The 21,431-nt window shown below is 35.0% G+C and carries 24 protein-coding genes; 12 read left to right on the top strand and 12 right to left on the bottom strand.

Features of this window, described 5'->3' with window-relative positions; all coding sequences use genetic code 11:
* Nucleotides 1–74: 74 nt before the first annotated feature.
* From EYD45_RS15985 to trmB, 3 genes are read right to left on the bottom strand one after another with little or no spacing between them, the layout of a single operon-like run.
* On the bottom strand, nt 75–404 hold the full coding sequence (locus EYD45_RS15985; RefSeq protein ID WP_130965671.1) for an MGMT family protein: 330 nt from the start codon (nt 402–404) through the stop codon (nt 75–77).
* A 3-nt stretch (nt 405–407) separates the two neighbouring features.
* Complete coding sequence (locus EYD45_RS15980) at nt 408–1,037, bottom strand: LysE family transporter (protein WP_130965670.1); 630 nt, start codon at nt 1,035–1,037, stop codon at nt 408–410.
* Nucleotides 1,038–1,715, bottom strand: coding sequence for a tRNA (guanosine(46)-N7)-methyltransferase TrmB (gene trmB / locus EYD45_RS15975; RefSeq protein ID WP_130965669.1), 678 nt, complete (start codon nt 1,713–1,715; stop codon nt 1,038–1,040).
* A 262-nt stretch (nt 1,716–1,977) separates the two neighbouring features.
* On the opposite strand from trmB, the gene EYD45_RS15970 reads away from it, so the two are divergent.
* Nucleotides 1,978–3,024: a glycosyltransferase gene (locus EYD45_RS15970; RefSeq protein ID WP_130965668.1), complete on the top strand. Its 1,047-nt coding sequence runs from the start codon at nt 1,978–1,980 to the stop codon at nt 3,022–3,024.
* Here the strand turns inward: EYD45_RS15970 and EYD45_RS15965 are convergent.
* A complete protein-coding gene (locus tag EYD45_RS15965) occupies nt 3,007–4,050 on the bottom strand; it encodes a sensor histidine kinase (protein WP_130965667.1) in 1,044 nt (347 codons plus the stop codon). The genes EYD45_RS15970 and EYD45_RS15965 overlap by 18 nt on opposite strands.
* 2 nt (nt 4,051–4,052) lie before the next feature.
* Nucleotides 4,053–4,730 carry a response regulator transcription factor gene (locus tag EYD45_RS15960; protein WP_130965666.1) on the bottom strand — a complete coding sequence of 226 codons (678 nt, stop codon included), beginning with the start codon at nt 4,728–4,730 and terminating at the stop codon, nt 4,053–4,055.
* Between the two features lie 204 nt (nt 4,731–4,934).
* On the opposite strand from EYD45_RS15960, the gene EYD45_RS15955 reads away from it, so the two are divergent.
* The 4 genes from EYD45_RS15955 to EYD45_RS15940 all read left to right on the top strand — a co-directional run bounded on the left by EYD45_RS15955 (nt 4,935) and on the right by EYD45_RS15940 (nt 7,509).
* On the top strand, nt 4,935–5,279 hold the full coding sequence (locus EYD45_RS15955) for a T9SS type A sorting domain-containing protein (protein ID WP_130965665.1): 345 nt from the start codon (nt 4,935–4,937) through the stop codon (nt 5,277–5,279).
* Between the two features lie 91 nt (nt 5,280–5,370).
* Entirely contained in the window at nt 5,371–6,351 is a 981-nt protein-coding gene (locus EYD45_RS15950) for an acyl transferase (protein WP_130965664.1), read from the top strand.
* A gap of 111 nt (nt 6,352–6,462) precedes the next feature.
* The gene (locus EYD45_RS15945) at nt 6,463–6,993 is read left to right on the top strand and encodes a hypothetical protein (RefSeq protein ID WP_130965663.1); all 531 of its coding nucleotides are present in this window, start codon (nt 6,463–6,465) and stop codon (nt 6,991–6,993) included.
* Between the two features lie 66 nt (nt 6,994–7,059).
* On the top strand, nt 7,060–7,509 hold the full coding sequence (locus tag EYD45_RS15940; RefSeq protein ID WP_130965662.1) for a YHS domain-containing (seleno)protein: 450 nt from the start codon (nt 7,060–7,062) through the stop codon (nt 7,507–7,509).
* Nucleotides 7,510–7,626: 117 nt separating this feature from the next.
* Here the strand turns inward: EYD45_RS15940 and tyrS are convergent, their stop codons facing one another.
* Nucleotides 7,627–8,922 (bottom strand): tyrosine--tRNA ligase, encoded by a 1,296-nt coding sequence (gene tyrS, locus EYD45_RS15935; RefSeq protein ID WP_130965661.1) that lies wholly within the window; start codon nt 8,920–8,922, stop codon nt 7,627–7,629.
* Nucleotides 8,923–9,008: 86 nt separating this feature from the next.
* Here tyrS and EYD45_RS15930 point away from each other — a divergent pair, with 86 nt between their 5' ends.
* On the top strand, nt 9,009–10,022 hold the full coding sequence (locus tag EYD45_RS15930; protein ID WP_130965660.1) for an NAD-dependent epimerase/dehydratase family protein: 1,014 nt from the start codon (nt 9,009–9,011) through the stop codon (nt 10,020–10,022).
* On the opposite strand, the gene EYD45_RS15925 is transcribed toward EYD45_RS15930, so the two are convergent.
* The 3 genes from EYD45_RS15925 to EYD45_RS15915 are packed head-to-tail and all read right to left on the bottom strand — an operon-like array spanning nt 9,979 to nt 12,556.
* Nucleotides 9,979–10,479 carry a DUF4296 domain-containing protein gene (locus tag EYD45_RS15925; RefSeq protein ID WP_130965659.1) on the bottom strand — a complete coding sequence of 167 codons (501 nt, stop codon included), beginning with the start codon at nt 10,477–10,479 and terminating at the stop codon, nt 9,979–9,981. The genes EYD45_RS15930 and EYD45_RS15925 overlap by 44 nt on opposite strands.
* Entirely contained in the window at nt 10,479–11,819 is a 1,341-nt protein-coding gene (locus EYD45_RS15920; protein WP_130965692.1) for a dihydroorotase, read from the bottom strand. The genes EYD45_RS15925 and EYD45_RS15920 overlap by 1 nt, the downstream gene beginning before the upstream one ends.
* 5 nt (nt 11,820–11,824) lie before the next feature.
* Nucleotides 11,825–12,556 carry a polyprenol monophosphomannose synthase gene (locus tag EYD45_RS15915; protein WP_130965658.1) on the bottom strand — a complete coding sequence of 244 codons (732 nt, stop codon included), beginning with the start codon at nt 12,554–12,556 and terminating at the stop codon, nt 11,825–11,827.
* A 103-nt stretch (nt 12,557–12,659) separates the two neighbouring features.
* Here EYD45_RS15915 and EYD45_RS15910 point away from each other — a divergent pair, with 103 nt between their 5' ends.
* Both EYD45_RS15910 and EYD45_RS15905 read left to right on the top strand, forming a co-directional pair.
* Nucleotides 12,660–13,304: a DUF4271 domain-containing protein gene (locus EYD45_RS15910; protein ID WP_130965657.1), complete on the top strand. Its 645-nt coding sequence runs from the start codon at nt 12,660–12,662 to the stop codon at nt 13,302–13,304.
* An 18-nt stretch (nt 13,305–13,322) separates the two neighbouring features.
* Complete coding sequence (locus tag EYD45_RS15905; protein ID WP_130965655.1) at nt 13,323–14,072, top strand: uroporphyrinogen-III synthase; 750 nt, start codon at nt 13,323–13,325, stop codon at nt 14,070–14,072.
* 58 nt (nt 14,073–14,130) lie between these two features.
* Here the strand turns inward: EYD45_RS15905 and pckA are convergent, their stop codons facing one another.
* The gene (pckA, locus tag EYD45_RS15900; RefSeq protein WP_130965654.1) at nt 14,131–15,747 is read right to left on the bottom strand and encodes a phosphoenolpyruvate carboxykinase (ATP); all 1,617 of its coding nucleotides are present in this window, start codon (nt 15,745–15,747) and stop codon (nt 14,131–14,133) included.
* Between the two features lie 73 nt (nt 15,748–15,820).
* The gene (locus EYD45_RS15895; protein ID WP_130965652.1) at nt 15,821–16,207 is read right to left on the bottom strand and encodes a DUF423 domain-containing protein; all 387 of its coding nucleotides are present in this window, start codon (nt 16,205–16,207) and stop codon (nt 15,821–15,823) included.
* A gap of 47 nt (nt 16,208–16,254) precedes the next feature.
* Between EYD45_RS15895 and EYD45_RS15890 the strand changes: the two genes are divergently transcribed.
* The 3 genes from EYD45_RS15890 to EYD45_RS15880 all read left to right on the top strand — a co-directional run bounded on the left by EYD45_RS15890 (nt 16,255) and on the right by EYD45_RS15880 (nt 18,986).
* Entirely contained in the window at nt 16,255–17,619 is a 1,365-nt protein-coding gene (locus tag EYD45_RS15890; protein ID WP_130965650.1) for a saccharopine dehydrogenase family protein, read from the top strand.
* Between the two features lie 251 nt (nt 17,620–17,870).
* Nucleotides 17,871–18,335 carry an Lrp/AsnC ligand binding domain-containing protein gene (locus tag EYD45_RS15885; RefSeq protein ID WP_130965648.1) on the top strand — a complete coding sequence of 155 codons (465 nt, stop codon included), beginning with the start codon at nt 17,871–17,873 and terminating at the stop codon, nt 18,333–18,335.
* 96 nt (nt 18,336–18,431) lie between these two features.
* Entirely contained in the window at nt 18,432–18,986 is a 555-nt protein-coding gene (locus EYD45_RS15880; protein ID WP_130965646.1) for a DUF3575 domain-containing protein, read from the top strand.
* Between the two features lie 96 nt (nt 18,987–19,082).
* On the opposite strand, the gene EYD45_RS15875 is transcribed toward EYD45_RS15880, so the two are convergent.
* A complete protein-coding gene (locus EYD45_RS15875; RefSeq protein WP_130965645.1) occupies nt 19,083–20,627 on the bottom strand; it encodes a glycine--tRNA ligase in 1,545 nt (514 codons plus the stop codon).
* Nucleotides 20,628–20,739: 112 nt separating this feature from the next.
* On the opposite strand from EYD45_RS15875, the gene EYD45_RS15870 reads away from it, so the two are divergent.
* Nucleotides 20,740–21,414, top strand: coding sequence for a ComF family protein (locus tag EYD45_RS15870; protein WP_233702678.1), 675 nt, complete (start codon nt 20,740–20,742; stop codon nt 21,412–21,414).
* The last annotated feature ends 17 nt before the right edge of the window (nt 21,415–21,431 follow it).

Raw genomic sequence — 21,431 nt, 5'->3', positions numbered from 1 at the left:
TGATGTAATTATTGGGTTTGGTTATCGGTTGTGATCTGTAATTATTTGTAAATTTTTAAAAAATTAGGAAATAATTACAATTCCTTCCCTGGATCCCAAAACACTCCATTAAAATTTTGAATTTGATTATCCTTGACAACAATCCCCTCACTTTCCAGAAGCTGTTGCATGAGGTTTGTACCATCGAAATGATGCTTCCCAGTTAATAATCCTTTTCTATTTACTACGCGGTGTGCTGGCACATCTTTTCCTCCTGAACCATTCATTGCATAGCCTACTATTCTCGCGCTTCTGGCTGCTCCCAAATATTTAGCAATGGCACCATAGCTTGTTACTCTTCCATATGGAATTTGTCGAGCAACTTCGTATACCTTTTCAAAAAAACTGAGGGTTTCTGCCTTCATCTTTTAAAAATCCCTTATGATATTAATTAATGTCATAATCGAAATAATTCCTGTGATACCACCGATAATATAGTTCATGTTTTTTTGGGAGGTAAAGGACTTGCTTTTAATTTTATCGAAAAAGAAAATATATACATAGAGCATTACAAAAGTACCCATACCCGCTCCGGCCACATAAGATATAATGCTAGTAAGTTCAAAATCTAACCAATTAACGGACGCTAGGGTAATTGTAACGTATGCTTGATAAGGAATGGGAAACACATTAATAGCAGACATGAGCATCCCTTGAAAAAAACGACTGTGCTTACTTTTAATTTTAGGTTCAATTTGTTGTTTTGAAGATGCTTTTGCAACGAATAGGAAATAGACCGTTATCAATATAAAAATCACCAACGCAACCATTCTTAATATATCCACAACTTCTGGGTGCATACTTAAGTACCTAGCAAAAATTGCTGCCAAATACGTTTGAACAAAGACGATAATACAGACGCCTATGGAAAATACTATACCCCTTGTATGACCCTCTTTTAAACTAATTTTTGCAGCAGTCATATTAAGCAACCCAGGTGGAATAACACCAATTAGTGCAAAAAAAAGTCCGAGAAAGAAAACAAAGGTGAGGTTCATTTACCTGTTTATTTTAAACCTTATAAAGGTAATAGGTTTATTTTGTTCTAGGTATTGCGATTCGTAAAAAGTTTGAATGCTAGTTACCTCCTCGGGACTTCCTTCTTGCTTGTAAACATTATGGTTGGCATACAAGACCTCGTGCCCTGCGCCATGCAACAACCCTAAGGTGTAACCATGCATAAATTCGCTGTCTGTTTTTAAATTAACAACGCCTTCTGGTTTCAGGATGTGTTTGTAACGTTTTAAAAACTCCACATTTGTTAAACGATGCTTGGTACGTTTATATTTTATCTGTGGATCTGGAAAGGTGATCCAAATTTCATCTACTTCATTCTTAGAAAAGGCATGGTCTATTAACTCAATTTGTGTTCTAAGAAATGCCACGTTTGGCAAGTTTTCTTCAATCGCCGTTTTTGCGCCTCGCCAAAATCGGGCTCCTTTTATATCAACACCTATAAAATTTTTATTGGGATACTTTTGGGCGAGCGCGACAGCATATTCGCCTTTACCGCAACCTAATTCCAACACAATTGGGTTGTTATTTTTAAAGTATTTAGAATTCCATGCACCTTTTAGCCTGTAACTCCCTTCAACCAGTTCTTCTCTAGTTGGTTGAAATACGTTAGCAAATGTTTCGTTTTCCTTAAATCGCTTCAGTTTATTTTTACTGCCCAAAGTGTACTAATTATTTCTTATTATTTTTTTGAATTGGTAAAATTAAGGAAATATACAACAGGGTTTATATCTTTACTTTTGAATTTAGCTGAAACTCGCGTGAGGGATAGAGGCATACTTCAACAAAATGAGTACAGGTTAGTTGAAGTTCTTTTTGCTTTGCCTTTCTGCCAACAGGTAGGTATGCAACGCAAAAAAGCGACTGCCGAAAGCCTGCCGACAGGCAGACCCGACCCCTTATGGGCACGCCCAAATTATTTTAATGAAAAAACGAATACTAGTTGCACCACTAAACTGGGGTTTAGGACATGCCACCCGATGTATACCGATTATGAAAGCATTGCATACGCATGGTTTTCAGCCAATTATTGCTAGTGATGGCATAGCATTGGACTTGTTGCGTAAGGAATTCCCTAGGTTTGCTTCGATAGAATTGCCTTCTTACGATGTAACTTACCCTAAAAAAGGAAGTCATTTTAAATTGAAACTTATAAAGGACTCCCCAAGAATGTTGAAGGCCATAAAGGCGGAAAAAATAGCTACTCGTGACATCGTTGAGAGTCATAATATTTCTGGGATTATTTCTGATAATAGACTTGGTGTTTATGATAAGGATACTCCTTGTGCCTTTGTTACCCATCAACTTAATGTTTTGAGTGGAAGTACTACTTGGTTGAGTACCAAACTGCACGAAAAATATATGGCTAACTTTAATGAATGCTGGGTTCCTGATGCCGAGGGTGACTTAAATTTATCTGGAAAATTAGGGCATAAAAGGCAGCTAAATATCAAAACGAAATATATTGGTCCAATAAGCAGGTTTACTAAAATGGACATTGAGGAAACTATAGATTTGCTGGTATTGTTATCTGGTCCTGAACCACAACGTTCCTTACTTGAAGACAAATTACTTAAAGAAGTAAAAAATTATGGAGGGCATGTGGTTTTTGTTAGGGGTATTCCTGAAAAAGAACAAAAGATTGAGCAAAAACAGGATGTGACCATTTATAATTTCATGACTTCTAATCGTCTGGAAAGAACGATTAATAAAAGTAAGTTAGTGCTGTCAAGATCTGGGTACACCAGTATTATGGATTTGGCCAAATTGGAAAAAAAAGCATTTTTTATTCCTACACCTGGGCAAACTGAGCAAGAGTATTTGGCAAATCGTTTGACACAACAAGGGTTTGTTCCTAGTTGTAAACAAAAGGAATTTAGCATTTTTTTACTAGACAAAATTTCAGAATATAAAGGCCTGAAAAGTTTTAATACCCGAGCTAACTACAAAGCGTTATTTCGCCTTTTCTAAAGTAAAAGAGAACTCACTACCCACACCGTATTCACTTTCAACATAAATACGTTCATCGTGCGCTTCAATAATATGTTTTACGATAGATAAACCCAGACCAGATCCCCCTTGGTTTCTTGAGCCGCTTTTATCAACCCTATAAAAACGCTCAAACAAACGTTCCAAATGATTTCTTTCAATACCCTCTCCGTTATCCGTAACCCTGATAATGGCTTTGTTTTTAATCAGGTTTTCAATACTTACTTCTGTAGTACCCTTTAAACGTCCATATTTTAGGGAATTGATAATGAGGTTTACCAAAACTTGTTGAATACGTTCTTTATCGGCACGTACCATTACCGGTTTATCGTAATCTCTATCAAAAGTTAGTGTGATTTTCTTTTCGCTTGCGCGCATCTCCACCATGCCAAATACTTCTTTGATAAGCTCTACAATATCAAAAACTTCTGGTTGTAGGCGTAAATCGCCAGCTTCTAGTTTTGTTATTAAATCCAAATCGTTAACTATATACGCTAGACGTTCTACAGCACTATTGGCACGTTCCAAGTATTTACTGCGAAGTTTTTTATTATCCATGGCACCATCTAGCAAGGTTAAAATATAGCCTTGAATGGTAAATAATGGTGTTTTTAATTCGTGTGACACGTTTCCCAAAAACTCTTTTCGGTACTGCTCTCTTACTTTTAGGGTTTCTATCTCTAACTTTTTATCTCTGGCAAATTTGTCAATTTCCTGTGTTAAGGTAGCCATATCGGTGGTAATTGCACCTCTTGTTAAACTTGTAGATTCCAAAAGCGTTAAATCATCATAAATACTTTTTACGCGCCTGTAGATATAGCGTTCTACCCTATATTGAATTATAATAAAAGAGACAACATAAAAACAAACAGCAAATAGTAGAATGGGCAACCATTTGAGGGTAAAATAATAATACAAAAAAACACTCATTAAGAGTGTAAAGCATATAGTAATGTAAAGCGATGTACTTATCGCGAACTTATAAGATTTCTTAAATTTTACCTGCATTATTAGTCTACAAACTTGTAGCCGACGCCTTTGACAGTTTTAAAGCTTTTATCTCCGATTTTTTCGCGTAGCTTACGGATATGAACATCAATAGTTCTGCCACCAACTACAACCTCATTTCCCCAAACTTTATCTAAGATTTCATCGCGCTTAAAAACTTTCCCAGGCTTCGACGCCAATAAAGATAGTAATTCAAACTCTTTTCTGGGTAAAATTATTTCGTTTCCTTTTAGCACAATTTTATATTCATCTCTATTGATGACAAGGTTACCAACCTTAACGGTGTTTTTTACATCATCCTTAAAACGTCTTAAAAGCGCCTTTACTTTACTTACCAACACCTTTGGCTTTATTGGTTTAGTAATGTAATCATCAGCACCAGCATCAAAGCCAGCTACCTGCGAGTAATCTTCACCTCTAGCAGTTAAAAATGTGATAACTACATCTTCTAATTCCGGTTGCTTTCTTATGTTTTCGCAAGCCTCAATACCGTCCATTTCTGGCATCATTACATCCAAAATTATTAATTGCGGCAACTCCTTTTTTGCTTTTTTTACGGCTTCAGCTCCGTTTTCAGCAGTAATTACATGATAACCTTCATTGGACAGATTGTAGCCTACAATTTCTAAAATATCTGGCTCGTCATCAACAAGAAGGATTTTAATATCTTTTTTATTCATTACAGAATGGTACTATTTTAGTTTTCCAAAAGTAAAGATAAAACTAAATAACATTAGTTTATAGAATTTAAAATACAAATAACAATTAGGTAACATAGCCATAGGCATATTTAACTTTTCGATGTAAAACATAAATATTTAACACTATTTTGGTACGGATTTTGCAGCTTTTGTAGTAATTTTATATCTTATAAGAAGCGTTTTATGAAGAACATCTACTTTTTATTAATGTTTATCGTTTTTCTTTGTCTGCCAATTCAAAATGGATTTGCACAAGGAAATCCTCCTCCTGAGCCTACTCAACTAAATATTGAAGGGCTTTCGGTTTATCCTAACCCTGTAGATGGTAACGCCTCCACTATATACATTATTAGCAAGGATAAAATTGCTCTTAAGAAAGTTGCAATATATAATGTTCTAGGTAAGCAAATAAAGGCCACAGTGTCTACAAGAAAAGAGTTGGATATCTCATCTTTAAATTCTGGTGTTTATATTCTTAAAATAACTCAAGGCTCAATTAGCGAAACACGAAAATTAGTCATACGGTAATTTAGGATACATACAAAACCACATAAAAATATTTAGAGCGTTGCATAAAGCAATGCTCTTTTATTTTATATAATTTTGCCGTTATCGCTTTATGATAGACACTGCTTCCATATTTAGTATTGCTACGCCAATTGAATTTGAAGATACCGCTCTTAAAGTATTTAATTTTCAGTTTGAAAACAACAGCGTTTATCGCTCATTTTGCGACTTGCTATATAAGCATCCTAGCGATGTAAAAACTATTAGCGATATACCTTTTTTACCTATTGAGTTTTTTAAATCCCGTAAGGTAATTAATAAAAACTTCAAAGCTGAGACTGTGTTTACCAGTTCTGGCACTACTGGCTCCGTCACAAGCAAACATTATGTTTCTATTTTAAAAATCTACCAAGATAGCTATACCAAAGGGTTTTCTGAATTTTACGGTAATATTGAGGATTATGTGGTTTTAGCATTGCTCCCTTCTTATTTGGAACGTGAAGGTTCGTCCTTAATCTATATGGTGAATGATTTAATTGCCCAATCAAAATCTCCTAAAAGTGGATTTTATTTAAACAACCTTTCAGATTTAAAAAATAAACTTGTTCAACTGGATAAATCTGGTGCAAAAGTATTGCTGATCGGAGTTTCTTTTGCTTTATTGGACTTAATCGAACAACATACTTTTCACCTGAAAAACACTATAGTGATGGAAACTGGTGGCATGAAGGGACGACGTAAGGAACTTATTCGTAGCGAATTACATAACATACTAAAAAAAGGTTTTGGCGTTAAGACAATCCATAGTGAATATGGTATGACGGAATTATTAAGTCAAGCGTATTCAAATGGGGATGGCATTTTTAATTGTCCACCATGGATGAAAGTGTTAACCCGTGACACAGAAGATCCTTTAACGCTTCTTGATTCTGGCAAAGCCGGAGGTATTAACATCATAGATTTGGCGAATGTAAACTCATGTTCATTTATTGCTACTCAAGATTTAGGACGGGTGTATGATGATAACTCATTTGAAGTTATCGGACGTTTTGACCACTCTGACATAAGAGGATGTAATTTGATGGTACTTTAACCTCTTATAAGCCCATTTTAAATAATTAAAAAGAAATTTTAATTTCATATTTAATGATGACATTTTATGATTAGCGCGATGCTGTAGTATAAAATTAAAACATCAAAATTTATGAAAACTCTTAAAACTATTTTTCTTCTAGTATCTGTATTAACTTTATCTTGTTCTGAAAATGACGGTTCTGAAGATGAACAGCAATCAACTCAAGGATCGATTTCTATTGCTTTTACAAATGGTGGAGGCTTTGCTATGGAAAATATAGTTGCTACAATTTCCAACTACTACGAAACTAGCCAAACACTATCAATCAATATTACTGCCGATACTGAAGGTCCTAGCGGAGGCAAGCTAACTTTAACGGTAGTCGATAATGACACTACTTTTCAGGCACTAGTTAATGGTACTAAATTCCCAATAGGAGACACCTCTAAGTCTTTTTATGCTACTCTTAGATATGTAGACAACAGTTCCACTTTTACAGGAATATCGGGTTCTCTTGACATAAGCACAATTGAAGATAATTTGAATGGGGATGCAGATAAATTAAGGCTAAATGCCGTATTTAGCAGCTTTGATGGCAGTGTGATAATGAACTCAACAATTTCTGACTTGATTTTAGATTGTTTTGAATGTGCAGGTTAAGCAACTTATCACCGTACTATTGTAAGCTACTTTAAGAATTACGGACTTAACTCTAAAGTTGAAGATATGAAACAACTAATAGCGGTCTTTTTTATAATGCTCAGTACAGGCCTATTTTCCCAAACAGTTGATTACAATACCAAGAAAGGGTTTGCCGCAAATGGTTATGATGTTGTAGCATATTTTGATAATATAGCAGAGGAAGGTAACAAGAAATTTAAAACCACTTTTGACGGTGTTAATTACAAATTTTCTTCAGAAGAAAACCTAAATACCTTTTTAAAAGATCCGACAACATATGTGCCGCAGTATGGCGGTTATTGCGCTTACGCAGTTGCGCTAAAAAACACCAAAGTTTCCATAAATCCGAAGTCGTTTTTAATTAGAGACGGAAAACTGTATTTATTTTATAACGCTTGGGGCACGAATACATTAGAGTTGTGGATTAAAGAAAACCAAAGTGAGTTAATTGAAATGGCCAATGAAAACTGGGAAACGATTAAATTTAAAAAATAACTTGGTTTTTGTAAGTAGTTGGAACAAATTTCGACAAAACAAAAGCTAAGAATAAAGAAAGATTATTTTAGTAAGTTGGTTAGTTTAGAAAGCCCAATCTCTTGATTGGGCTTTTGTTTATTTTACGGTTAAAACAAAGTAGTTTTTCTTGCCGCGTTGCAGTAGTACAAACTTGTTGTTGATTAAATCTGCATCGGTAATTTTATAATCTTCCTTTACCTTTTCCTTGTTTACTGAAATAGCATTTTCCTTCAAGGCACGTCGCGCCTCTCCGTTTGACTTTAAAAAACTGGTTTTTGCTGCCAATGCACCGATCATATCTAGCCCTGATGTAATTTCAGACCTATCAACTTCCGCTTGCGGTACACCTTCAAAAACATCCAAAAACGTATTTTCATCAAGCTGTTTCAAGTCGTCACTTGTAGATTTTCCAAATAGAATATTGCTAGCTTTTATTGCATTATCTAAATCTTCTTTTGAATGCACCATAGTGGTAATCTCTTCTGCTAAACGCTTTTGTAATATTCTTAAGTGAGGTGCTTTCGTATGTTCTTCTATAAGACTTTTGATTTCATCCTCTCCTAAAAACGTAAATATTTTAATATACTTTTCAGCATCTTCATCACTAGAGTTTAACCAATATTGATAGAATTTATATGGCGACGTACGGTTAGCATCCAGCCATACGTTTCCACCTTCAGATTTTCCAAATTTTGAACCATCAGACTTCGTAATTAAAGGACACGTGATAGCAAAGCCTTTGCCTCCCCCAATACGTCGAATCAACTCAGTTCCCGTGGTAATATTTCCCCATTGGTCGCTTCCACCCATTTGAATGGTACAGTCGTTTTCTTTGTACAAGTGCAAAAAGTCATAACCTTGCACCAATTGGTATGTAAACTCTGTAAAGCTCATCCCTTCCGAGTCGTCTGAAGAAATTCTGTTTTTCACAGAATCCTTTGCCATCATATAATTTACAGTAATGTGCTTACCCACGTCTCGAATAAATTCCAAAAATGAAAACGTCTTCATCCAGTCGTAGTTATTCACCAAAACGGCTGCATTCTCCGCATCACTTTCAAAATCTAAAAAATGAGCTAGTTGTGTTTTTATAGCCTCTTGGTTATGGCGTAGTGTTTTTTCATCCAACAAATTACGCTCGCTTGATTTTCCAGACGGATCACCAATCATACCCGTAGCACCACCAACTAGGGCAACTGGTTTGTGCCCACAACGTTGATAATGTGCCAATAGCATAATTGGCACCAAGTTTCCTATATGCAAAGAATCTGCCGTGGGGTCAAAACCTACATACGCACTTCTCATGCCCTCCATCAAATGTTCTTCTGCCCCGGGCATTACGGTGTGTATCATACCTCTCCATGTTAATTCTTCAACAAAATTCTTAGCCATTTTATTCAATTTTAGAAAACTAGCGCAAATATAAAAATACATGCAGACATAGGCAGTGATTCTGAATAATTCTTTAATTTCGTTCTATGATTTTAGTAACAGGGGGAACAGGTTTAGTAGGCGCTCACTTATTGTATAAATTAGTTTCAGACAACGAAGCTGTTAGGGCAATTTACCGTACCGAACGTAAGCTTCAAAACGTTAAAAATGTTTTTTCCTGCTATGGTGAGACCGATTCAGCTTTATTTGACAAAATTGAATGGGTTAAGGCGGATATTCTAGATATTCCTTCATTAAACGAAGCATTAAACGAAATTGAATATGTGTATCATTGCGCCGCTTTTGTTTCTTTTGAACCTGATAAGTACCAATTTTTACGACAAATAAATATTGAAGGCACTGCCAACGTTGTAAATGTTTGTATTGCCAAAGGTGTAAAAAAAATGTGTTATGTAAGTTCCATAGCAACTGTTGGGAATCCTGTAAAAGAAGATGAAGTTATTACTGAAGAAACCCATTGGAATCCTGAAGACGACAATAGCGTTTATGCCATAACAAAATATGGTGCCGAAATGGAAGTATGGCGAGGCACCCAAGAAGGATTGGATGCTGTAATTGTTAATCCAGGCGTTATCCTTGGCGCGGGCATTTGGCGCTACGGCAGCGGCAACCTATTTAAAAAAATACATGATGGTATTAACTATTATACTTCTGGCAACATTGGTTTAGTATCTGTTACCGATGTTGTTAATATTATGATTAAGCTACTGAAAAGTGATATAAAAAATGAACGCTATATTTTAGTTGCTGAAAATTGGTCTTACAAATCGTTTTTACAAACTATGGCTAGGGCTCTTCATGTTAAACTTCCAAAAAAATTAGCAAAACCTTGGATATTGAAAATTGGATGGCGATTGGATTGGTTAAAACGACAAATTACGGGAAAACGTAGAAAATTAACGAAGCAACTTACCAAATCCTTAACTACCAAAACAAATTACAGTAACAAGAAAATAACAAAAGCTTTAAACTATAAGTTTGAGCCTGTAGAATTAGTTATTTCGGAGATTGCAGATCAGTATCTGAAACAGGTTCAATAAGTTCAAGTTGCTCCAAATCTGCTTCATCTTCAAGTTCTATTGCTTCAAGTTCACGTTTAATAGCCTTTAAGGAATCTGCCTTCTTTTTTTCTTCTCGTTCTTTATCTAGAATTTCCGTGTAATGTGTTTTTAGTTTTGAAAGACTGTCTTTCACCTTTTGATAAATTTCAGCATAGTCATCCATATAATAGGCATAATAAGCATTGCTTTCAGCAAACTGCGCGCTATCAATGTTATACTTCTTATAGATATAGCCTTCTGGATTAACTTTAGCACTATCTAAAACTTTCTTATCCCTTCCTGTAACTGCACCAATATACTTTAAGTCCAATAAAATATGAACCATTTCCTCCTTTGGGATAAGGTTTTTGGGCTTTTTAGGCTTATTGTATTTGTAGCAGGAAGAGAGCCCTAACAGCAGACACAACAAAAATAGTACTATCGCTTTTTTATACATTACCTGTTAAATGTTAAACGTTTTGCAGCTTTAACTTCTGAAAACTTAAAATTATGGTACACCAAACTACCATTTAAAATGGTATGTGTAATTCTTGATTTAAATGTAGTCCCTTCAAAAGGCGACCATCCACATTTATACAAAATATTGTCCTTTTTAACCGTCCATGGATTGTTTAAATCTACCAATACCAAATCTGCATAATACCCTTCCTTAATATAACCTCTGCGTTCAACTTGAAACAAAATAGCTGGATTATGGCACATTTTTTCAACTATTTTCTCAATCGAAATTTTACCTTCATGATGCTTTTCCAACATGGCAGGTAATGCATGTTGCACTAATGGTCCACCCGATGGTGCTTTAGTATAAACGTTTTTCTTCTCTTCAATAGTATGCGGTGCATGGTCTGTAGCAATTACATCAATCCTATCATCCAAAAGCGCTTCCCAAAGCTGTTCTCTGTCGGTTTTTGTTTTTACAGCGGGATTCCATTTTATATTCGTTCCTTTTGTTTTATAATCTTCATCTGAAAACCATAAATGATGGATACATACTTCGGCTGTTATTTTTTTATCTTTTAACGGAATTTTGTTAGTGAATAAGTTGGTTTCTTTTCCAGTAGAAAGGTGGAATACATGTAGCCTCGCTCCTGTTTTTTTTGCCAATGCTATGGCAGTTGAAGAGGATAAATAGCACGCTTCTTCACTTCTAATTATGGGGTGTTTTTCAATAGGAATATCATCTCCAAATTTCTCAATGTGTGCTTTTAGGTTCTTTCTAATAGTAGCTTCATCCTCACAATGTACTGAGATTACCATATTAGTGTTTTGGAATATTTTCTCCAAAACTTTTGGATCGTCAACCAGCATATTCCCTGTCGAAGAGCCTAAAAACAACTTTAAGCCAGCAACAGACGTTTCATCTACTTTAAGTATTTCATCCAGGTTATCATTGGTACCACCAAACATAAACGAATAATTCGCTGAGGATGTTTTTGCAGCTATTTCAAATTTTTCCTCAAGCTTTTCAACTGTTGTGGTTTGCGGATTTGTATTTGGCATTTCTATAAAAGAGGTAATCCCTCCAGCCAAAGCTGCCCTAGATTCTGTTTCAATAGTAGCTTTGTGCGTTAAACCAGGTTCTCTAAAATGCACTTGGTCATCAATGGCTCCTGGTAAAACATATTTCCCTTCAGCATCAATGATGGCAACATCTGCCGATTTTGCACTGATGGATGTATCAATCTGCTTTATAAATTCGCCTTCAATTAATATGTCTCCACTAAAAACTTTGCCTTCATTAACAATATTGGCATTCTTTATAAGTGTTCTTTTCAATTTCATTATAAATCTTTTCGTTTAAACAAACTTTTAAATTTCATTGAGATAACTCCAAAAACCGCTTCAGAAATAATCCCTGAACTCAATTTAGACTCTCCTCTGGTTCTATCAGTAAAAATAACAGGAACTTCTACGATTTTAAATTTTTTGAGATAGGTCTTAAACTTCATTTCAATTTGAAATGCATATCCTATAAATTTAATTTTACGTAAATCTAGTGCCTCCAATACTTTACGCTTATAACAAACAAAACCTGCGGTAGTGTCATTAATGTTCATTCCTGTAATAAAGCGTACATATTTTGATGCCAAATACGACATCAACACTCTACTCATTGGCCAATTAACAACGTTAACACCTGTAATGTAACGCGAACCGATAGCCACATCCGCACCACCTTCGGCACAAGCTTTATAGAGTTTTTTCAAATCTCTTGGGTCATGAGAAAAATCAGCATCCATTTCAAAAATATACTCGTATTTTCTAACCAAACTCCATTTAAAACCTAAAATATAAGCCGTACCCAAACCTGCTTTTTCTTTGCGCTGTTTTAAGTGCAATCTACCTGAAAAAACACCCTGAAGCTCTTTTACCTTATCGGAAGTGCCGTCTGGAGAATTGTCATCTACAACAAGAATGTGTATATCTTTAGATTCTGAAAATACAGCTCTTATGATAAGCTCTATATTCTCAATCTCGTTATACGTTGGAATGATTACAACAGCGTCCTTCATCTAAAATAATATCAAAGACAAATGTACATTTTTAAGATATTCTTTTTTTTAAAAATTTCGTAATAATTCCTTTCTTCTTTAAAATTTATGATAATTTTAACCCATGCTTCGAGAAGTACCTTCCCATACATTATACACACTTTTGCTACTAAGTTGTTTGGCAACAATTGCCATCGCTAAAAGTATAGCTCCAAGGCGCTTTAATGAGTTCATTATGGTAATTTCTAACTCAAGATATCTTAAGATTTATGGTAAGGATCAAAAGTTTTTAGATTATTACGATGGCCTACTGTTTATAAACCTTATCATATCTGGCGCAATATTTAGTGTAATTTGTATTGAAAACTTAACAAATTCAATAGAATCCAACATCACATTACTCGTTAAACTCGTTGTTGGTATTGGTATTTTTATGCTTGCAAAAGTACTGCTAGAGCGTTTAATTGCTAGTCTTTTTGAAATTGATGAGATTATAGATAATTATCTTTTTCAAAAGATTAGTTATAAAAATTATTTAGGCATTTTACTTCTGCCAATTAATGCGATTTTAATATTTAGTATAGCTCCAACAAAAACATTACTTTATAGTATTCTTGGATTACTTTTTGTAGTGAATATCAGTGGTTTATTTACCTCATTTAAAATGTATCAAAATGAAATTAAAAATAACTTTTTCTATTTTATTTTGTATCTTTGCGCTCTCGAAATCGCACCCTATGTAGTTATTTACGCGATTTTTAGTGCTTAATTAAACTATTTTGCGCCTATGAAAGTGAAGACCATTTTAGTATCTCAGCCAGAACCTAAAATTGAAAATTCTCCTTACTTTGACCTTCAGGAGAAAAAGAAAGTTAAAATAGATTTTAGACCTTTTATTCATGTAGAAGGTGTTCCAGCTAAAGAAATAAGACACCAAAAAATTGATTTGAACAATTACACTGCTATAATTCTTACAAGTAGAAATGCGGTGGACCATTTTTTTAGAGTGGCCGAAGAAATGCGTTTTAAGGTGCCTGACAGTATGAAATATTTCTGTCAATCTGAAGCGGTAGCCTACTATCTTCAAAAATATGTTGTGTATAGAAAGCGTAAGATATATGTTGGAAAACGTACGTTCTCTGAATTATCACCTTTGATCAAAAAATATAAGGATGAGAAATTTTTGCTACCGAATACAGATAAAGTAAAACCAGCAGTTCCTGAGACATTAGATGCTCTAGGTGTAGATTGGAAACAGGCTACATTCTATAAAACGGTTGTAAGTGATTTATCAGATTTGGCTAACGTATATTATGATGTTTTGGTATTTTTTAGTCCATCTGGAATTGAATCTTTATTTCAAAACTTTCCAGATTTTCAACAAAACAATACACGTATAGCGGTATTTGGAAACACAACCATAAAAGCTGTTAAAGAAAAAGGATTACGTGTTGATATTGCAGCTCCAACTCCTGAAACACCTTCAATGACCATGGCTCTGGAAAAGTATATTGACCAGGTTAACAAAGGAAAATAATACTTATAGTAAATCATAAAAAAAGCGTTTTCAAAAAATTGAAAACGCTTTTTTGTTTTTAAAAGGCGTACCGTTGTGGGCCGCCACGTCTTATTTCTTCAGTACAGTGGGCCTCAAACTTTTTAAAGTTCTCTCTAAATGCATTAGTTAACTTAAATGCCATTGTATAATAGGCTTTATCATCATTCCATGTTTGTCGAGGACTTAATACACTTGTTGGCACACCTGGACAAGTTCTTGGTTGCGCCACACCAAATACTGAGTGAATGTGATAATCATCGTAGTTATATAAGCCTAAATCTCCATTTAACACTGCATTAATCATAGCGCGCGTGTATTTTAATTCCATACGTTTACCAACACCGTAAGGACCTCCAGTCCAACCAGTGTTTATCAACCAAACATTTACCCCAGCTTCAATCATTTTTTTGCTTAACATTTCAGCGTATTTCGCGGGATGCAGTGGCATAAACGGGGCACCAAAACATGCAGAAAACGAGGGCTGTGGCTCTTTAACACCAGCCTCGGTACCAGCTACTTTTGCAGTGTAACCCGATATAAAATGATATGCAGCCTGACTTGGTGTTAATTTAGAAATTGGTGGAATAACCCCAAAAGCATCGGCCGTTAAAAAGAATATGTTTTTTGGATTCTCACCTACCGATGGCACCATAATATTTTCAATATGATGAATTGGGTAACTTACCCTAGTGTTTTGTGTTATTGTAGTATCATCAAAATCTACAACACCGTTATCATCCAAAATTACATTTTCAAGAATAGCCCCTTTTTTTATAGCATCATAAATTTCTTGCTCTTTCTCTTTGGATAGGCTTATCACTTTTGCATAACAACCACCTTCAAAATTAAAAACAGAATTCTCGTTTGTCCATCCGTGTTCATCATCACCAATCAAACTTCTATTAGGGTCTGTAGAAAGTGTTGTTTTACCAGTACCTGATAACCCGAAGAAAATTGCAGTATCACCTTCTTTCCCTACATTGGCACTGCAATGCATAGGCAAAGTGTTTTTTTCAACGGGTAATATAAAATTCAAGGCAGAAAAAATACCTTTTTTAATTTCACCAGTATACCCAGTACCACCGACTAGAGCTATTTTTTTTGTAAAATTTAAAATTGCAAAATTGTGTTGTCTTGTTTTGTCAACTTTAGGATTCGCCATAAACCCAGGGGCGTTTATAACAGTCCATTCTGCTTCAAAGCCTTCCAGTTCCTCCAATGTTGGTCTTAAAAACATGTTGTAAGCAAACATATTACTCCAAGGATACTCGTTAATTACACGAATATTTGTTTTGTAGTTTTTATCGGCACAGGCATAACAATCCCTAACAAAAACTTCTTTTTCAGATAAGTATGCCACTACTTTGTCATAAAGTTTATCAAAATCTTCAGGTGCAAAAGGTATATTTATGTCACCCCACCAAATTTTGTCCTCAGTAATAGTATCTTTTACAATGAATCTATCTTTTGGAGAGCGGCCAGTAAATTCTCCAGTATTTACTGCTAAAGCCCCAGAGAACGTCTCAACACCTTGCCCTTTCTCAATAGTTATGCGATGTAAATCTTCAGGGGATAGTTGGTAATGCATTTTCGCATTTTTAATACCGTAATCTTCTAATGAAATCTGCTGTGTGGACGAATTATGGTTCATCATTTTTTATCTGATAAAATAATTATTATGCAAAACTATGATATTATTTTTAACTAAAAATATAAAATTCGTATTTTTAATACTTTAATTTTACGAAATTAATAATTAAAACCACCCAAGACGCAATTAAAAACAATCCGCCAATGGGAGTGACAAAACCAATAGATTTAAAATTGAAGTTTGTTAAGGTATTTGTTGCTAAGCCATAAATAGAACCAGAAAACAAAACAACACCAATAAGAACTGAGTAAAATATGACAGTTTTATATCCAGAAGTCACCACAGTAGTACTTCCTATAAATAATAAAAAAAGTGCATGATACATTTGATAACGTACACCCGTCTCAAAAGTTTGTAACTGTTCTGGAGATAAATGGGCTTTTAAACCATGTGCGCCAAAAGCACCTAGTACAATAGCCAAAACACCTAATATAGCTCCAGTAATCAAAATAATTTTATGCATCTTTTACAATTTAATTGTTCAACAAATTTAGGCAACAAATCACAAATATGCGAAAGATTTTAGTTATCGGTTCCGGTAAATCCACATCTTATCTATTAAAATATTTACTAGATAAATCTACTTCAGAAAATCTATTTATAACAGTTGGAGATATCAATATAAGCAGCGCACAAAGTATTCTTAAAAATCATACTAATTCAAATGTTATACAACTCGATGTTTTCAATGATAAAGAACGCTCAAACGCCATCAAGAATGCCGATATTGTTATTTCAATGCTGCCAGCCCGTTTTCATGGTACGGTAGCAAAAGATTGCATTCTCCACAATAAACATATGGTTACGGCATCGTACGTTAGTCCAGAAATGAAAGCTCTAGAAGGCAAAGCTAAATCCAAAGGCATCATTCTCATGAACGAGATTGGTGTAGATCCTGGCATTGACCATATGAGCGCCATGCAGGTTTTAGATAAGATTAGGGATAAAGGTGGCAACATTATTTTGTTTGAGTCTTTTACTGGCGGATTGGTTGCTCCTGAAAGTGACAACAACCTATGGAACTACAAATTTACATGGAACCCGAGAAATGTGGTTACCGCAGGACAAGGAGGTACCGCAAAGTTCATACAAGAAAACAGCTATAAATACATCCCTTATCACCGTTTGTTTAGGCGCACCGAATTTTTAGATATTGAGGGTTTTGGCAGGTTTGAGGCATATGCAAATCGTGATTCGTTAAAATATCAAAATGCATATGGGTTAAGCAATGTTAGAACTTTGTATCGAGGTACAATGCGTCGCGTGGGTTTCAGTCGTGCTTGGAATATTTTTGTCACTTTAGGAATGACGGATGATAGTTTCACGATAGAGGACAGCGAAAACATGAGCTATCGTGATTTTACAAACGCCTTTCTACCATACAGCCATAAAGATTCGGTTGAGTTAAAACTAAGGCATGAATTAAAAATAGATCAGGATGATGTTGTTTGGGATAAACTTGTAGAACTAGATATTTTCAATCCGGATAAAAAGGTGGTACTTAAAAATGCCACACCAGCTCAAATACTACAAAAAATACTTATGGACAGTTGGACTTTGAGTAAAGACGACAAGGACATGATTGTGATGTACCATAAATTTGGCTACGAACTGAATGGAAAAAAATATCAACTAGACGCAAATATGGTGGTTATTGGCGAAGATCAACGGTACACTGCAATGGCAAAAACTGTCGGGCTACCAGTTGCTATAGCTACCCTAGCTATTCTCAATGGCAAAATCACTAGTGCTGGGGTTCAAATCCCTATTACAAAAGAAATTTATGAACCTATTCTCCAGGAATTGCAGCAGTTTGGGATTTTGTTTAAGGAAAAAGAAGTACCGTATTTGGGGTATAACCCGTTAAACAATTAGGATAATGGGTGTTACCTGCGAGGGGTCAGGCTTTTACTATTAGCTCCTCCTACGTCAGGAGCTCCAATATTTAGCCTGCACTGAGCACAGTCGAAGTGTTCAGTCCTTAACGCACTCATCTGCCTAAAACAGCTACCAGCCCTAGTTAATATACACTTCTATGTTTGTTAAATTTTAAATAGCACACATATCAAAAAAATGTTCCTAATTGCAATCAAATTATTACTTTTACCTTCTAAACTATAATACCAATGGCAAAAAAGAAACAAACTGAGATTGATGGCATCGACAAAAAAATACTGCGCACCTTAATGGAAGATGCCCGAACACCAATCCTTGAAATCGCAAGAAATGTTGGTATTTCTGGAGCTGCTATTCATCAACGTCTTCGTAAACTAGAAAAATCTGGACTTCTGGCTGGATCAAAATTTGTGGTAAATCCTGAAGTTTTAGGTTTTGATACCATGGCATTTGTAGGTGTATATTTTGATAAAGCTGCGGATGCGCCACTAATTATAAAACTCCTAAAACGAGTGCCAGAAGTATTGGAATGCCACTATACTACGGGAAACTGGAATGTTTTCCTTAAGGTTATCTGTAAAAGCAATGACCACTTAATGGAAGTGTTGAACACCATTCAAGAAATAAACGGTGTATCTCGAACAGAGACTTTTATTTCTTTATCCCAATTAATACAGCGCCAAGTTAAAATCTAACAAAAATCATAAAATAGGCACAATAATTGCGCAACCTTTGCAATAGAATTACATCTAGCATGTAATTGTTTACATTACACTTTAAACTAGACTTTTATGAAAAAACTATTCGTTGTTACAATTTTGGCATTATTAATCTCTAATATTTCATTTGCACAAGAAGACAATAACAGCATTGATTTAAACGACACTTCAACCAACTTCAATGAAATCAAGCTTAACGGTCTTTTTTTAGTTTTAGGGGCATTCGAAGTTACTTATGAACGAACGCTTAATGAGGAATCCGGAGCAGGAGTTTCATTGTTTTTGCCTATTGATGACGATGTAAGCGATGAAATAAAATATTACGTATCTCCTTATTATAGATTTTATTTTGGAAAAAAGTATGCTGCAGGTTTTTATGTTGAAGGTTTTGGAATGCTTAACTCTACCGTAAGCTATGATATAGAATTTACTTCTGATAGTTTTATAGAAAAGAACGAAGCCAAAACTGATTTTGCCCTTGGTATAGGCATTGGTGGTAAATGGGTAACAAAAAGCGGTTTTGTTGGTGAATTAGGTTTTGGTGTTGGTAGAAACTTTTTTAACAATAATGATCTTGATTACGAAATTATTGGTAAAGGCGGTATTACTTTAGGTTATAGATTCTAAATCAACTTATATATCTACAAAACAAACCCTAACTAAAAAGTTAGGGTTATATATTTAATGAGATGACGAAATGAATTCAGCATGTCAATACATGCTCTATTTCATCTTCATTAGCCAATGGCGTACATCAACCTCTTTCTTAATAATATCCCTTAAATCCTCGATCTTTACGCGCTCTTGTTCCATAGTATCTCTATGACGAATAGTAACAGTGTTATCCTCTAAAGTATCATGATCTACAGTGATACAAAATGGTGTTCCGTTGGCATCTTGTCGTCTATAACGTCTACCAACCGCATCTTTTTCATCATAAATAATATTAAAATCCCATTTTAGGTCTTCAACAATTTTTCTAGCTATTTCTGGCAAACCATCTTTTTTAACTAATGGTAAAACGGCAGCCTTTACTGGGGCCAATACACTTGGTAACTTTAAAACTGTTCTAGTAGTACCGTTATCCAATGCTTCCTCTTGAAGTGAGTTTGAAAAAACAGCCAAAAACATTCTATCTAAACCAATAGAGGTTTCTAAAACATACGGTACGTAGCTTTTATTTTCTTCAGGATCAAAATATTGTAATTTTTTACCCGAGAATTTTTCATGCTGACTCAAATCAAAATCTGTTCTAGAATGGATACCCTCTAATTCTTTAAATCCAAATGGGAATTTAAATTCAATATCAGCCGCGGCATCTGCGTAATGCGCTAATTTTTCATGGTCATGAAAACGATAGTTATCTTCTCCCAGTCCTAAAGACAAATGCCATTTCAATCGGGTTTCTTTCCAATGCTCATACCATTCCGCCTGTGTTCCTGGTTTTATAAAAAACTGCATTTCCATTTGTTCAAACTCACGCATTCTAAAGATAAATTGTCTCGCAACAATCTCATTTCTGAAGGCTTTACCTGTTTGCGCAATACCAAATGGGATTTTTAAACGACTTGTTTTCTGCACATTTAAAAAATTCACAAAAATACCTTGTGCTGTTTCGGGTCGTAAGTACAAATCCATCGCATTATCCGCAGAAGCACCAAGCTTTGTCCCAAACATTAAATTGAACTGTTTTACATCTGTCCAATTTTTGCTTCCTGTCATTGGGTCTGCAATTTCCAACTCTTCTATTAAAGCCTTAACATCAGCCAAATCTTCATTTTCTAAAGATTTTGCCATACGGGACAACGTCTCATTAATCTTTTTTTGATATCCTAAAACACGCCTATTGGTTGTGATGAATTCTTCCTTATTAAAGGCTTCCCCAAAACGCTTTGCAGCTTTCTTTACCTCTTTTTCAATTTTGGTTTCAATCTTGGCGCAGTAATCTTCAATCAAAACATCGGCACGATAACGCTTTTTAGAATCCTTATTATCAATTAGCGGGTCGTTAAAGGCATCGACGTGTCCTGATGCTTTCCAAGTTGTTGGATGCATAAAGATTGCCGCATCAATACCTACAATATTTTCATTCATCTGTACCATGGCACGCCACCAGTAGTCACGAATGTTCTTTTTTAACTCTGCTCCGTTTTGGGCGTAGTCATAAACCGCGCTTAAACCATCATAAATTTCACTGCTCTGGAACACATATCCGTATTCCTTAGCATGCGAAATCACCTTCTTAAATGTATCGTCTTGATTTGCCATAGGTGCAAAAATATAAAACCGTAGTAAACTGTATAGCTAGTTTGAAAAAAATTAAGCTCATTAGCGTTATTTTTTTACTTAAGTTTACAAAGCAGCTATAATAAAATCTCTTTTGAAATCAGTCATCAACTTATTATTCCCGAAAGTTTGCTATGCATGCTCCAATTACCTATCGGATAACGAAGCCACAATTTGCATCAATTGCAGACATGATTTACCCGTTACCGAATTTCACTTTAACGATGACGACACCGTAAAAAAAGTACTAAGAGGTAGAGCAAAAATTGAACACGCCACGGCATTATTTCGTTTTGAAAAAAAAGGGCCTGTGCAACAACTCATCCACGGACTGAAATACAGAGGTTACGAACCTATTGGAGAACTTTTGGGAGATTGGTTGGGTGGTGAACTCAGTGAAGTTGAAGCTTACCAAACCATAGACATGGTAATTCCGGTACCAATGCATCCAAAGAAACTAAAGAAAAGAGGTTATAATCAGGTAGCAAAATTTGGACAACAGATAGCTAAGGCATTACATGCAGAATACGTGGACGACGTTTTAGTAAAAATCTCAAACACAAAATCTCAAACCACAAAAGGGCGCTTAGCACGGTGGAATAACAGCAATGAAATTTTCGCTGTAAAAAACATCATAAAAATTGAAAACAAGCATGTACTTTTAGTAGATGATATTATTACAACTGGCGCTACTTTAGAGGCATGTTCCTCAGCATTAAGTCAGGCAAAAGTTATAAAAATAAGTATTGCTACTATGGCAATAGCCTAAAAGTTTTATCGTTTATT

Source organism: Hyunsoonleella flava, assembly GCF_004310325.1.
GTDB classification, from domain to species: domain Bacteria; phylum Bacteroidota; class Bacteroidia; order Flavobacteriales; family Flavobacteriaceae; genus Jejuia; species Jejuia flava.
Note: the sequence above shows the minus strand (reverse complement) of the source record. Positions and strands in the feature narration are given on the sequence as shown.